The following is a 13,275-nucleotide window of genomic DNA, read 5'->3' on the forward strand; positions in this document are numbered from 1 at the left end:
GAATAATATTAAAATGATAAAAGCTAGGGAAAGTGGCCAGTAAAAAAGGTTTTTTCAGGTCTAAACTCTAAAAAGTCGCTGTCAATGGGCTCTAATAAATTGAGTTGTTGGTAGATTTCCTGTAATTCTTGTTGGTTTCTTGCACGGAAATATTTTCCTCCTGTTAAGTTAGCAATCTCGGTTAAGCTTTTTTCATCTAGGTCTGCGGATGGATTAACTCGTTGATTGCCAAAGAAGCTTCTACGGATCATTTCATCTGCACCGATACCTATGGTATAGATAGTAATATTATTTTTGGCGACCTGTTGAGTCGCCTGAATGGGGTCAATAACCCCTGCGGTATTAGCGCCATCGGTTAATAAAATGAGCACACGTTGCTCATTTTTATTTTCAACAAAACGTTTAATGGAAAGTGCAATGGACTCTCCAATCGCTGTTTTTTGACCAACTAACCCGAGCTCTGTTTCAGCTACCATCTCAGTAATGGTTCTTAAATCAAAGGTAAGTGGTGTTTGTAAATAAGCATGATCGGCAAACAATATTAAACCTAAACGGTCACCATGACGTTGTTCAATAAATTTATTTAATAAATCTTTCACTAGAGTTAAACGATCTACCGTTTTACCCTCTAATTGCATATCAACCTCTTGCATACTGCCAGAAAGATCTAATGAAAGGATCATATCTCGGCTAGCTTGCTGTAAGCGAATTGGTTCGGCAAACCAAATTGGCTTGGCTAATGAGCAGAGTAATAAAAACCAAACTAGCCAAGGAATAAAGGCATTAATAGGTTTTGTCTGAATATCAGTTTGTTGGCTTGTAATACCTTGTGCCAAAGGGAGCCAGACCTGAGTATAGTCTCGTTGTTTAGCCTTTAAATAATATCGTGCTAATAACGGCAGTGGTAATAGAATAAAAATCCAAAGATGGATAAACTCAAACATCTTTTTTTCCTGTTTCTGATTATGCTTTTTTATTTGTTTTGGTAATTCAATGATCCAGCGTTTTGCTTCGGAGAAATCTTTCTCTTGGCAATTTTGATCGTTGCTTTGATATAAGCGATATATAAAATCTTGTTTGTTGTTAAACAGCGCAATAGCTGCGTATTGTTGCAAAAATTCGTACCAAGCTTCACCGTGTAATGAGGCGACGTCTTGGCGTGGGAAATAATGTAAAGCACAACCTTTTAATAATTGATTAAGAGAAATAAAACTCGCCTTTTGTTGCTGTAATTGCTTCAGTTTTAGTAGGAATAATTGTTGTTGTTTCTTCTGTTTATTTATTTTTTTAATCAAGTAATAACCACCGGCAAGCAAAATAATGCTGGTAAATAGCAACTCCCAATAAATCAGCGCTGGCGGAAACCAACTTGGTGGTGTGAGCGCCGCAATATCATTTAACTGTGCAAGGGGATCTTGATTATCGAGCGGGGACATGAAACTGCTCCATTAATGGTAATGATGCACTAACGTGATAAAGTGGGATCCCGTGTTTTATCATCACCTGTTGTATTTTTTGTTGGCGTTGTGAAGCCGCTGTTTGATAGGTCTTAGAGGCGTTTGTTTTAAAAAACCAGCGCCCGTTAAACTATTAATTTTTAGTCGAGCATTAAGTGCATTTTTAGGTAGATCTTGCTCTAAAGGATCACTTATTTGCCAGGCATTAATTTGATTATGACGATTTATTAGTGTTAACAGTTTTTCTGCGTTGTTATCAAGCTGAGAGAAGTCACTGATCAAATGAATTTGGCTTCCCGTTTGCACTAAGCGAGATAAGCGTTTTAGCTGTCTAAATAAAGCTTGTTGATTGTCGTGTTTTTTAAAAGGCTGTGCGACGCATAATTGTTGGCTTTGATGTAAAAAACGCATCAAACCTTTACTTCGTCCAGTAGGTTTTAGTTCGGCAACCTGTTGTTGATTAAATACAATTCCACCTAAACGATCTCCTCGTTGTTTAGCTTGCCAACTTAACAGTGATGCTAAATGACAAGCTTGAACTGATTTAAACACAAACTGACTACCAAAAATCATACTGTCAGAAAGATCTAACAAAATAAAAACAGGGCGCTCTTTTTCTTCATGAAATAATTTAGTATGCGCTTTACCTGGTTCGTGCGGTAACTGACCAATCAATAGTGCGAACATCGTCGCCAGCTTGATAATGACGCACCTCAGCAAACTCCATACCTCGGCCTTTTACTTTGGCTAAGTAATTACCAGCTAATTGTTGGTAATTAGCCGTTGCACGAGGTTGAAGCTGTAATTTTTCCTGTTGCTTGTAACTTAACAGCTCATCGAGGTGGATATCTACTCCTGTCTGATAAGGGGTATTTTGAAATAGTGCTATGGTCATTATGCTGGTAACGCGACTTGGTTAATGATTTCTTTAATTACTTGGTTAGCATTGATGCCCTGAGCCTCTGCTTCGTAACTCAAAATGAGGCGGTGGCGTAATACCGGATAAAGGTTTTGAATAATATCATCGGGCATTACATAATCTCGGTTATCAAGCCATGCACGCGCTTTAGCGGTTCGCATTAAAGCAAGTGTCGCTCGTGGGCTAGCGCCATAACTTATCCAATCTTTTAGTTGCTCGCCATAACGTGCTGGTTGGCGTGTTGCCATGATCAGGTCTATTAAATATTGCTCTAAGTGTGGGGCAATATTGATGTTCATAATTTCTTCACGAATGGCAAATATTTGCTCGTTAAGAAGCGGAGTTACTTCGGCAACTTTTTGTTTTAAAATTTCTTTATGATTAAGCGCTAGAATCTGTTTTTCGGTATCAGCATCTGGGTAATCAAGTTCCAAATGCATAATAAAACGGTCTAATTGAGCTTCTGGTAATGGATAGGTTCCCTCTTGTTCTAGTGGGTTTTGTGTTGCCATTACTAAAAATAATTCAGGTAACTGATAGGTTGTTTTACCCACTGTTATTTGATGTTCCGCCATTGCTTCTAAAAGTGCTGATTGCACTTTTGCTGGGGCGCGATTAATTTCATCTGCCAATATTAGATTATGAAAAAGAGGTCCTTTTTCAAAAATAAATTCTCCCGTTTCTTGGCGGAAAATATCTGTACCAGTTAAATCCGAAGGCAAAAGATCTGGGGTAAACTGAATACGATGAAAATCTCCTTCAATGCCATCCGAAAGTGCATTAATGGCACGTGTTTTTGCAAGCCCTGGCGGACTTTCTACTAAAATATGCCCATCCGCTAATAGTGCAATTAATAGACCATCAACGAGTTCACTTTGACCAATAATCATTTTATTAAGGTATGCGCGGAGCGCATCAAGTTGTTGTTTTACCATGTTAAAATTCTTCTTAAAGTATTATTTCTAGACATCATTGAATGATAATTAGTGAATAATAACAGTCAGTTAAAAGATAATAAAGTTCCCTAATTTATATATAGATATAAAATTTTATGATTTCAAACAGGTTTTTTTAAATCATTTACGTATTATTAACAAATAACAATTTATTTTAACGGCTAAAGGATATAAACATGAGCGCATTAGAATCAATTATTTGGCACACATTAGGTTACGTCGCAATGCCTGTGATCTTTTTAGGTGGATTTATTGGTGTTTTTGTTGTTGCTAGCGCAATTTTAAAAATGACAGGTAATACTCCTATTGAAGATTGAAATAAAAACTATAGTAGCGCAGTAAATATTGATAAGCTTTCTAATCTTTTAGAAAGCTTTTTTTTGCTAGCTAAATATACTCACAACATTAACGATCAAAAAAATCCAAATTAGTACTAGTATTAACTGGATTGGCCTTCGCTGGTTACTTGGAGAAAATAAATGCAAATATATATTATGCGTCATGGACAAGCTGAAATGATGGCAAATTCAGATTCAGAGCGAGCGTTAACTGCACTTGGCCGAGAAGAATCGGAAATGATGGCAAGTAGTTTGGCTAATCAAAAAGTGAGCTTTGATGCCGTTATGGTAAGTCCTTACTTACGTGCTCAGCAAACTTGGGAATCAGTACGTCCTTTTTTCCTGAGATATCCAATGTACAAATCATTAAATCCTTAACACCCAGTGGCAGTGCCTCTAAATCCGTAAATGAAATTCTTGCTTTACAGGCTAGCGGGGTTGAATCCCTATTAATTGTTTCGCATTTACCCTTGGTTGGTTATATTGTTGGAGAGTTAGCGCCAGAAGCCGGTGTACCTGCCTTTACAACCTCTGCGGTTGCTCACGTTGAATTAGATGAAAACGGCTTCGGACAATTGCATAGCTTAACGCGAGTCTCTCAATTGTAAGTTATTATCGTTATTGTTCTGTCCTTGCAGTGACATATATTTTATTTGGTCTACACTATTTATTTAAAGTTGTGATAACTATAAGAACAATAAATATTTAATTTATTTTCTAATTGATCACTTTAAATGGCACACATCAAAATTTGATTTTGTAGGCAATAGAATTGAGGATAATTAATGGAAATTCTGTTAGTTGATGATGACTCCGTTGATAGAGCGGTTATCATTCGCACTTTAAAAAAGAGCAACTTAGCAGTCAACATTACTGAGGCTTTGACCGTTGACCAAGGTCTAAAGTTAAACTCTGAAAAAGTATTTGATGTGGTCTTGCTTGATTATAATTTGCCTATGCGAGATGGCATTGAAATGATTGTTGAAATCAGGAGCGCACCCCAAGGCTCAAGTACTGCCATTGTGATGATGAGTACCTCAGAAGATGAAGAGATTGCTCTTGAATGTATTAAGGCTGGCGCACAGGACTTTTTGATAAAGTCAGAAATATCGGAAAAAAATTAAGACGCGCTATTCTTCACTCTACTACGAGGCATGATTTAGAAAATAAACTCTATGAAACCTATCAAAAAGTAAAAGTATTAGCTGAAACAGATTCTTTAACCGGATTACCTAATCGTTATTTTTTTGATGAGTCTTTAAAATTAGCCCTAGCTAATAATCGTCGAAAAAATAATACCCTGGCACTTTTATTATTAGATATCGACAATTTTAAATTAATAAATGATAATTTTGGTCATGATATCGGTGATATTTTTCTCAAGAAAACCGTTGCCACAATTAAGTCTTGCCTTCGAGGAAATGAGATTTTTGCACGATTAGGTGGTGATGAATTCGCCATTACATTAACTGATCTTGAAAGTAGTGAACATGCAAGCATAGTTGCTCAACGTATTATTAATGCCATGCAAAAGCCCTTAGAAATAGTATCTACTCCGATCCATTCAACCGTGAGTATTGGTATTGCGCTTCATCTTAATAACAATGAAACCAGTGAAGAAATTTTTAAACATGCTGATATTGCAATGTATCGGGCTAAAAAATGGGGACGTAATCAAGCGTGTTTTTTTGAGCATGAAATGCAGGAAAAGTTTCATAATCGTCTACAAACTGAAGTTGAGTTAAGAGTTGCCCTTGAAAAACAACAGTTTCAATTATATTACCAACCCGTTATAGAGCCTAAAAGTGAGCGAGTGAAAGGTTTTGAAGCGCTTATTCGTTGGAATATTGATGGTGAAACCAGAGCCCCTGATGCCTTTATTCAAATAGCAGAGGAAACGCGACAAATTATACCTATTGGTTTGTGGGTGATTGAAAATGCTATTTCTACTTTGGCGAAATGGAATAATGGTTTAAAAGACCCTTATACTATGTCAATTAATGTATCCGCAGTGCAATTAAGAAATATCGAAATAGTCGACTTTTTGGTTGATTGTTTATTTAAATATAAAGTACCAGCACATTTACTAGAAATTGAATTAACAGAAACCGCTTTATTTAAAGATACATTAACCTCAAGACAAGTTATTGCTGGATTAACAGAAACCGGGTGTCGCTTATCTTTAGATGATTTTGGTACTGGCTATTCATCTATTGCTCACCTTAGAAATCATCCTATTTCTGTTGTTAAAATTGATAAAACACTGATGCCTGAAAGTAACTTAGATGCTAAAAATAGTGCCTTAGTCGAAGGGCTTGTTGCGATGGCGACGATTTTAGGTTTAGATGTTGTTGCCGAAGGGTTGGAAACTCAAATACATGTCGAATTATGTAAAAGACTTAATATTCAGCGTGTTCAAGGGTATTATTATTCAAAACCAATACCCGCTTCAGAAATTGAAAAAAATATTTTTAAATAAATTGACCAGAAAGCGTCTATTTTAAATATCGCTTTGGAAATAACTTCATGATAAAAAAGTCGCAGGAAAACAAAATGCTTTTACACTGGAAGCATTGGTTAGTTATATTTTCTTCTATCTTATTAACAATTCTCGCCTGGAAAATATCAGACAATCAAGTAAAACATAACAGAGAGGAATTATTTAATTTTCAGTCTGAACAGATTTTAAGCCAAATCTCAGAACGTATGATTCACTATGAAGTTGCGCTAAAAGTAGGTGCTCGCGCCATTCAGTCCATTTCTCAAAAAACTTATGTCGAAGAATGGGCGCGTTTTTCAGATACTTTAAATTTAAGTCAAACTTATCCAGGGGTTAATGGTATTGGTGTTATATATCAGGTAAAACCTGAAAATATTCAGCAATTCCTTGATCAACAACGACAATATCGGCCTGATTTTAAGCTTCACCCACAACATTCACAGCAAGAATTTTGGCCAATCACTTATATAGAACCATTCGCAATTAATGCACAGGCAGTTGGTTTAGATATTGCTTTTGAGTCGAATAGACTGAATGCGACTAGAAAGTCGAGAGATACAGGTACGACGCAAATTACTGGCCCAATTGTTTTAGTGCAGGATAACAAGCGAACCACCAGGATTTTTACAATATGTGCCTTTTTATAATAGTCAAAACATCGATACACCAGCACTACGTAAAAAGCATTTTGTAGGGCATGTTTATGCGCCTTTCATCATGTCTAAATTGATTAATGGCGCACTGCAATTTGAACAGGATCAGCGACATTTAATATTCAGAGTGGTTGATGGGAATCATATTCTTTATGATGAGTTAACACTCGCTAACCCAAGCTATGGGAATAAACCCTTATTGTACAAAGAAGCTAAGCTAGATATGTATGGTCGAGAGTGGACATTCCATATTCAGAGCGATCTTAACTTTGAAAGTGAAACCAGTTCATACCAACCGATCATTATTCTTACTGGTGGTATAGCCATTAATATTATGTTGTTGTTATTGTTCATCACATTAACTCGTTCACAACAACGTGCTGTTGCTTTAGCTAAACATATGACTCATGAGTTGTCGATCAAAGAAGAATATTATAGAAATATAACGGAAGTACTCCCTGTGGCATTATTATTGTTAATAACAAGGGCAATATTGAAACGGTTAATACTCAATCCTGTACCTTATTTGGTTATAGTGAAGTTGAAATGTTGGGTAAACAAATTGATTTACTGATCCCTAAAAGGCATCAAAAAAATCATTCTCAGCATCGTCAAAACTTTAATGACAATCCTTCACAAAGACGAATGGGTATTGGCCGAAATATATTTGGTTTAACTAAATCAGGAGGTGAATTTCCTATCGAAATAGGTCTCGCACAATTTTATAATGGTGATAAATCGAAAACACTCGCAACCATTATTGATATGACAAAATATGTAAAAATAACCGAAGAATTAAAACGCAGTAATAAAGAACTCAATGATTTTGCTTATGTTGCATCCCATGACTTAAAGGCGCCTTTACGAGGCATTATGCAACTGGCTTTATGGATCGAAGAAGATATTGATGATTTTGCCGATGAAGATACTAAAGTGAACTTATCGCTTCTGATGAACAGAACCAAACGTTTAGAAAAATTATTGGAGGATTTACTTGATTATTCTCATATCGGCCGAAAAGAAGGGGATATACAAGAGATTGATACAAAAGAGGTTGTTTTAAATATCTTTGATTTACAATGTCCATCTCATGATATAAGTTTAGTTTGCCAAGAGGATATGCCAGTCATTAAATCCTCCGTTTCCCCCTTTGAAACAATTATAAGAAATCTAATTGGTAATGCCATTAAGCATAACAATAGAACAGACGGCGTCATTACAGTTAGTAGTAAAGAGTTCCCTCGATATTATCAATTCTCTATTAAAGATAACGGCCCAGGAATTCCAGAGCAATATCACCAACAAATTTTTGAATTATTTAAGACCTTACAACCTCGTGATGAAGTGGAAGGAAGTGGTATGGGGCTAGCGATTATTAAAAAATTACTAGATCATCATAATGGTTCAATTACCGTAGAGTCAGATGGAAAAGAGGGCACTTGCTTTACTTTTACTTGGCCTAAGCAAAGTTAAAGAGAGCACAACCAGGAGAAAAAATGAAAAACGAAAATTACAAAGACGCAACAATTCTATTGGTTGAAGACGATGATATTGATGCAAAAATGGTTGCTCGTGCATTTAAAAAGTTAAGAATTGCAAATCCTATTGTGAGAGCTAAGGATGGTGTTGTCGCACTAGAATTGCTTAGAGATGATACTGTAGTAAATCCCTATATTATTCTGTTAGATCTGAATATGCCTAGAATGGGAGGAATAGCTTTCCTAGAGGAAATTCGAAAAGATGCGACATTGAATACCAGTATTGTTTTTGTTTTAACAACGAGTAAAGATGATGAAGATAAAGTCGTCGCTTATAACCATAATATTGCTGGTTATGTTGTTAAAGAAAGACTGGAAAATGGCTTTGAAGAATTAGTCAAACTATTAGATTGTTATTGGAGAATAGTAGAGTTACCTGGCACTTAGTTTTTGTTATTGGGAATGGGTTAATAAAAGTGGATCAGTTAATAAATAACTAACCCACTTTTAAATAATTAAAGCAAAGTTGCCTGCTTCATCGAACTAATAAAGGCTGTCATTTCTTCTAATAATTTATCTTCATCAGCTAAATTTTTCTCAATCACTTTCACTACCGCAGAGCCAGAAATAGCACCTGCTCGCTCCAGAACTAATGGCTTCTTTCACTTGTTCTGGTTTAGAAATACCAAATCCAAGTAAAGAAGGTGGCGCATTGTATTGATTTAACGTCGATAACATGTGCTCCACAGGCATTCCTGCTTTAGCATCTGCACCCGTTACACCTGCGCGACTTAATAGATAAGTATAACCCTGCCCAAATTGAGCGACTTGTTTTAGTGTTTCTTGATCACCGTTTGGTGGTGCGATAAAAATTTGCTGTAAACCAAATTTTTCAGCAATGCTAGCGGTAAGGTGCACTTTCTTCTAGAGGCACATCTGCAATTAATAAAGAATCGACACCCGCTTCTGCACAACGTTGATAAAAGTTTTCGATACCATTTCTATAAACTAAATTGACATACAAAAGTAAACCAATCGGTACAGTAGGGTGCAATTCACGCACTTCTTTTATTATCGCTAAACAACCATCAGGTGTGGCGCCTGCTTCAAGAGCACGTGTTGAGGCATCTTGAATTACCGCACCATCAGCAACAGGATCAGAAAAGGGAATTCCAAGTTCAAGTGCATCTGCACCTGACTTCACTAAAGTATCGATAATTTTTAAAGATAATTCACTATTCGGATCACCAATAGTAACAAAAGGAACAAAGGCACCTTGATTTTTAGCTTCTAAGCTAGCGAATAAATCTTGATAACGTGTTGTCATTACATCATTCCTCTTTTTTCAAATATATCAGCAACAGTGAAAATATCTTTGTCACCTCGTCCCGACAAGTTAACAATAATGATTTGTTCTTTATCATCCTGCTCAATAATTTTTAAGGCATGCGCTAGAGCATGGGAAGATTCTAATGCAGGAATAATCCCTTCTTTTTGTGCTAATTCTTTAAATGCAAATAATGCTTCATCATCGGTTGCATTCACATATTGTGCACGACCTGTTTCAGCTAAATGTGCATGTTGTGGCCCTACAGATGGGAAATCAAGTCCTGCTGAAATTGAGTACGACTCCTGTACCTGCCCATGTTCGTCTTGCATCATTAATGAATGCATACCAAAAAAGATACCCTTTGAACCATGTGATATAGGACAACCATGCTCACCAGTTTCGACACCATGACCTCCTGGCTCAACGCCAATTAGCTCAACGGATTCATCACCAATAAAATCAGTAAATAAACCAATGGCATTAGAACCACCACCGACACAGGCAATGACTTTGTTAGGTAAAATGCCTTCTTTTTTCAAACACTGTTGCTTAGCTTCTTCACCAATCATTTTTTGAAATTCACGCACAATAATTGGGAAGGGGTGAGGGCCCGCGGCTGTGCCTAATAAATAATGAGTTTCTTCATAGCTACCAGCCCAATCGCGAAGCGCTTCATTGCAGGCATCCTTAAGGGTTGATGCTCCTGAATGTACGGCAATTACTTCTGCGCCCATTAAACGCATACGGAAGACGTTTGGCTCTTGACGTTCCATATCCACGGCACCCATATAAATTTTACATTCTAAACCTAATAATGCGCAGGCAATCGCTGTAGCAACACCATGCTGTCCTGCACCGGTTTCAGCTATAATTTTGTTTTTCCCCATACGCTTTGCCAATAAAGCTTGGCCTAATACCTGGTTAGTTTTGTGCGCTCCACCATGTAATAAATCTTCGCGTTTTAAGTATAACTTGCTTTTTTTACCCTTGGTTAAGTTACGACACAAAGTAAGTGGCGTTGGGCGACCTGCGTACTCTGTTAATAATTCTGAAAACTCTGCTAAAAAGTCAGGGCATGTTTGTGCTTTTATAAATTCTGCTTCTAATTGCTTTAATGCAGGAACTAAAATTTGTGGCACATACATACCACCAAACTGTCCAAAATAAGGATTTAATTTTTCCATTTTATTTATACCTTTCAAATTATGCCTTTCAATTATGCTAACTTATGCTCTTAACATGTATTTTTTAATTTCACTAAATGCATTGATAATTTTTTGTGGATCTTTTTTACCTGGTGCACTTTCAAGGCCAGAATTAAAGTCTAATCCTGCTACACCAATTAAAGATGCTTGTTTAGCATTTTCTGGTGTTAATCCGCCTGCTAACATCACCTTGTTTTTATCTATATTGCTTTCAGCCAATAATGACCAGTCAAATACTTTGCCTGTGCCACCGGTTTGTTTACCAATGCGTGTATCAAGTAGATGTTTATCAACATTAAATTTTTCAAACTCAGGCAGAGATTCACTCACTCCATGGGCTTTCCAAATCTGACAGTCTTTAGGTAAAAGTGTACGTAAAGTTTTAACATCTTTAGGTGTTTCATCACCGTGCAATTGCACAACTGAAAGTCCTAGTTGTTTAACTGTGTAAGCAATTAATTCCGGGTCTTCATTTTGAAAAACACCAACATATTTAAGCGTCGCGCCAGTCATAATTTGGCGAGCTTCTTCGGTATCAACAAAACGCGGAGATGCGTCGACAAAAATAAGTCCACCATAAATAGCCCCTGCTTCATAAGCACACCTGGCTTGATGGGCATGAGTTAACCCACAAACTTTATTTTCACCTAAAATCAATTTACGGCAGGCTAAATCAATATCATCTTGACTCATAATCGAACTACCAACTAAAAACCCGTTAGCATGTTTACTTAAATCAACTACTTGGCTATGGTGATAAATACCTGACTCACTAATCACAATACGGTCAGCAGGAATTTTTGAAGCTAATTCTTTAGTTCGCTCAAGGTCGATACTCATATCACGAAGATTACGATTATTAATACCAATCACTTTTGCACCCAGCGCAATCGCACGGATACGTTCTTCTTCGTTGCTAATTTCCGTTAACACACCCATGTTTAAACTATGTGCCGTGTCACGATAAGCTTGATAAGCATCATCATCTAATACCGATAACATTAATAAAATAGCATCGGCTTTATAATGACGTGCTAAGTAGATTTGATAGGTATCAACAATGAAATCTTTACACAGCACTGGTTGAGTAGCGATGTCACGTACCTGAGTGATGTAATCAAAGCTACCTTGAAAGTATTTTTCGTCTGCCAATACTGAGATCGCGCTAGCGTGCTCTTTATAAGCATTAGCGATTAAATCTAAATCAAACTCAGGACGTATTAATCCTTTTGACGGTGATGCTTTTTTACACTCTAAAATAAAAACACTTTCTTCTTGGTCAAGGGCTTTGTAAAAATGTCTATCACTATCTACGAGCTCATCCTTAAATTGGATCAGTGGTTGTTGTAATTGGCGTTGCTTAACCCATTCAATTTTATCATCGACGATTTTACCTAAAATCGTATCTTGTAAACTACTATCGTTTAACACTGGCTCATCTCCGCTAATTTTTGTACTAATTGTAATGGCTTACCATTCTTCATTGCTTCTATAGCCATTGTGGTTCCTGCTTTGAAATCATCGGCAAAACCATTAATCACTAATAAAGCTGAAGTATTAATGGCAACGGTCGCCTGTTGAGCATCTGTGCCTTTGCCCTGTAAAATATCTTCGATAATGACTTTATTTTCTTCTGGTGTACCACCAAAAATAGACTCTAAAGGATAAGATTGAACACCAAAATCTGCAGGGGTTAAGGTGTATTCTTTAATTTCACCAGCGACTAATTCAGCGACCTGCGTTTCACCATGCAAGGCGATTTCATCAAGTCCACTTCCAAATACTACCATCACACGTTTCATGCCTAGTTGTTGGTGCACCTGTGCAATGGGCTTTAGTAATTCAGGTGCATAAACACCCATTAATTCGTATTCAGGGCGAGCAGGGTTTATCAATGGACCTAATACATTAAAAATAGATCGTGTTTTCAGAGTCGCTCGAACGGGGGCCGCAAAGCGCATACCAGCATGATAAGCGGGTGCAAAAATAAAGCACAGGTTAAGTTCATCTAAACATTTACGAGCCACTTCAGGACTCATATCTAAATTAACACCAAAGGCCGCCAGTAAATCCGAAGAGCCTGATTTACTTGATACGCTTCGACTACCATGTTTACACACTTTTAAACCACAGCTGGCCGCAACAATTGCGCTAGCTGTAGAAATGTTAATGGTACCAAGTCCATCTCCACCTGTTCCAACGATATCGGTAAAAGGGTAGTCAGGGCGAGGAAAGGCTTTAGCTTTAGCAAGTAGTGCATTAGCCGCACCCGTAATTTCGTTAATGCTTTCGCCTTTCATCTTCAGAGCGGTAAGGGCAGAAGATAATATAATAGGGTCAACATCTCCATTAACGACCTTTGCAAAAAATATTTCGCTTTGCTCAACACTTAAGGAGCGACCCTGGTATAACTGTTCTAAAATATCCATTTATTTACTC

14 protein-coding genes and 2 pseudogenes are annotated in these 13,275 nt (G+C 37.0%); 8 read left to right on the forward strand and 8 right to left on the reverse strand.

Annotated elements, in window-relative coordinates; genetic code table 11:
- Window positions 1-23: 23 nt before the first annotated feature.
- From ACLKMH_RS08875 to ACLKMH_RS08890, 4 genes are all read right to left on the reverse strand, one after another.
- Window positions 24-1,436: a DUF4381 family protein gene (locus ACLKMH_RS08875; RefSeq protein WP_413701668.1), complete on the reverse strand. Its 1,413-nt coding sequence runs from the start codon at window positions 1,434-1,436 to the stop codon at window positions 24-26.
- A gap of 63 nt (window positions 1,437-1,499) precedes the next feature.
- Complete coding sequence (locus ACLKMH_RS08880; protein ID WP_413701669.1) at window positions 1,500-2,144, reverse strand: DUF58 domain-containing protein; 645 nt, start codon at window positions 2,142-2,144, stop codon at window positions 1,500-1,502.
- The gene (locus ACLKMH_RS08885; RefSeq protein WP_413701670.1) at window positions 2,101-2,352 is read right to left on the reverse strand and encodes a DUF58 domain-containing protein; all 252 of its coding nucleotides are present in this window, start codon (window positions 2,350-2,352) and stop codon (window positions 2,101-2,103) included. The genes ACLKMH_RS08880 and ACLKMH_RS08885 overlap by 44 nt, the downstream gene beginning before the upstream one ends.
- Entirely contained in the window at window positions 2,352-3,311 is a 960-nt protein-coding gene (locus ACLKMH_RS08890; protein ID WP_413701671.1) for an AAA family ATPase, read from the reverse strand. The genes ACLKMH_RS08885 and ACLKMH_RS08890 overlap by 1 nt, the downstream gene beginning before the upstream one ends.
- Window positions 3,312-3,508: 197 nt before the next feature.
- On the opposite strand from ACLKMH_RS08890, the gene ACLKMH_RS08895 reads away from it, so the two are divergent.
- The 8 genes and pseudogenes from ACLKMH_RS08895 (at window position 3,509) to ACLKMH_RS08930 (ending at window position 8,748) form a co-directional block, all read left to right on the forward strand.
- Complete coding sequence (locus ACLKMH_RS08895; RefSeq protein WP_413701672.1) at window positions 3,509-3,649, forward strand: TIGR02808 family protein; 141 nt, start codon at window positions 3,509-3,511, stop codon at window positions 3,647-3,649.
- Between the two features lie 162 nt (window positions 3,650-3,811).
- Entirely contained in the window at window positions 3,812-4,048 is a 237-nt protein-coding gene (gene sixA / locus ACLKMH_RS08900; RefSeq protein ID WP_413701673.1) for a phosphohistidine phosphatase SixA, read from the forward strand.
- A complete protein-coding gene (locus ACLKMH_RS08905) occupies window positions 3,988-4,278 on the forward strand; it encodes a hypothetical protein (RefSeq protein WP_413701674.1) in 291 nt (96 codons plus the stop codon). Before sixA ends, ACLKMH_RS08905 begins: the two co-directional genes overlap by 61 nt.
- A gap of 177 nt (window positions 4,279-4,455) precedes the next feature.
- On the forward strand, window positions 4,456-4,794 hold the full coding sequence (locus ACLKMH_RS08910; RefSeq protein WP_413701675.1) for a response regulator: 339 nt from the start codon (window positions 4,456-4,458) through the stop codon (window positions 4,792-4,794).
- An 8-nt stretch (window positions 4,795-4,802) separates the two neighbouring features.
- Window positions 4,803-6,149 carry a putative bifunctional diguanylate cyclase/phosphodiesterase gene (locus ACLKMH_RS08915; RefSeq protein ID WP_413702296.1) on the forward strand — a complete coding sequence of 449 codons (1,347 nt, stop codon included), beginning with the start codon at window positions 4,803-4,805 and terminating at the stop codon, window positions 6,147-6,149.
- Between the two features lie 227 nt (window positions 6,150-6,376).
- Window positions 6,377-7,397 (forward strand): annotated as a pseudogene (locus ACLKMH_RS08920) (CHASE domain-containing protein).
- A complete protein-coding gene (locus ACLKMH_RS08925; protein ID WP_413702297.1) occupies window positions 7,316-8,296 on the forward strand; it encodes an ATP-binding protein in 981 nt (326 codons plus the stop codon). Before ACLKMH_RS08920 ends, ACLKMH_RS08925 begins: the two are co-directional and overlap by 82 nt.
- A 23-nt stretch (window positions 8,297-8,319) precedes the next feature.
- A complete protein-coding gene (locus ACLKMH_RS08930) occupies window positions 8,320-8,748 on the forward strand; it encodes a response regulator (protein WP_413701676.1) in 429 nt (142 codons plus the stop codon).
- A 68-nt stretch (window positions 8,749-8,816) separates the two neighbouring features.
- Here the strand turns inward: ACLKMH_RS08930 and trpA are convergent.
- From trpA to trpD, 4 genes and pseudogenes are all read right to left on the reverse strand, one after another.
- A pseudogene (trpA, locus tag ACLKMH_RS08935) lies at window positions 8,817-9,628 on the reverse strand (tryptophan synthase subunit alpha).
- The gene (gene trpB / locus ACLKMH_RS08940) at window positions 9,628-10,815 is read right to left on the reverse strand and encodes a tryptophan synthase subunit beta (RefSeq protein WP_413701677.1); all 1,188 of its coding nucleotides are present in this window, start codon (window positions 10,813-10,815) and stop codon (window positions 9,628-9,630) included. The pseudogene trpA and the gene trpB overlap by 1 nt, the downstream one beginning before the upstream one ends.
- A 42-nt stretch (window positions 10,816-10,857) precedes the next feature.
- Window positions 10,858-12,267, reverse strand: coding sequence for a bifunctional indole-3-glycerol-phosphate synthase TrpC/phosphoribosylanthranilate isomerase TrpF (gene trpCF, locus ACLKMH_RS08945; protein WP_413701678.1), 1,410 nt, complete (start codon window positions 12,265-12,267; stop codon window positions 10,858-10,860).
- On the reverse strand, window positions 12,261-13,265 hold the full coding sequence (gene trpD, locus ACLKMH_RS08950; protein WP_413701679.1) for an anthranilate phosphoribosyltransferase: 1,005 nt from the start codon (window positions 13,263-13,265) through the stop codon (window positions 12,261-12,263). Before trpD ends, trpCF begins: the two co-directional genes overlap by 7 nt.
- Window positions 13,266-13,275: the final 10 nt, after the last annotated feature.

Source organism: Psychromonas sp. KJ10-10 (assembly GCF_047323245.1).
In the GTDB taxonomy this organism is placed as follows: Bacteria; Pseudomonadota; Gammaproteobacteria; order Enterobacterales; family Psychromonadaceae; genus Psychromonas.

What these genes read in the sequence shown, in the direction of transcription:
- ACLKMH_RS08875 (WP_413701668.1), bottom strand. Translation starts at nt 1,436, where the DNA reads ATGTCCCCGCTCGATAATCAAGATCCCCTTGCACAGTTAAATGATATT.
- ACLKMH_RS08880 (WP_413701669.1), bottom strand. Translation starts at nt 2,144, where the DNA reads ATGTTCGCACTATTGATTGGTCAGTTACCGCACGAACCAGGTAAAGCG.
- ACLKMH_RS08885 (WP_413701670.1), bottom strand. Translation starts at nt 2,352, where the DNA reads ATGACCATAGCACTATTTCAAAATACCCCTTATCAGACAGGAGTAGAT.
- ACLKMH_RS08890 (WP_413701671.1), bottom strand. Translation starts at nt 3,311, where the DNA reads ATGGTAAAACAACAACTTGATGCGCTCCGCGCATACCTTAATAAAATG.
- ACLKMH_RS08895 (WP_413701672.1), top strand. Translation starts at nt 3,509, where the DNA reads ATGAGCGCATTAGAATCAATTATTTGGCACACATTAGGTTACGTCGCA.
- sixA (WP_413701673.1), top strand. Translation starts at nt 3,812, where the DNA reads ATGCAAATATATATTATGCGTCATGGACAAGCTGAAATGATGGCAAAT.
- ACLKMH_RS08910 (WP_413701675.1), top strand. Translation starts at nt 4,456, where the DNA reads ATGGAAATTCTGTTAGTTGATGATGACTCCGTTGATAGAGCGGTTATC.
- ACLKMH_RS08930 (WP_413701676.1), top strand. Translation starts at nt 8,320, where the DNA reads ATGAAAAACGAAAATTACAAAGACGCAACAATTCTATTGGTTGAAGAC.
- trpB (WP_413701677.1), bottom strand. Translation starts at nt 10,815, where the DNA reads ATGGAAAAATTAAATCCTTATTTTGGACAGTTTGGTGGTATGTATGTG.
- trpD (WP_413701679.1), bottom strand. Translation starts at nt 13,265, where the DNA reads ATGGATATTTTAGAACAGTTATACCAGGGTCGCTCCTTAAGTGTTGAG.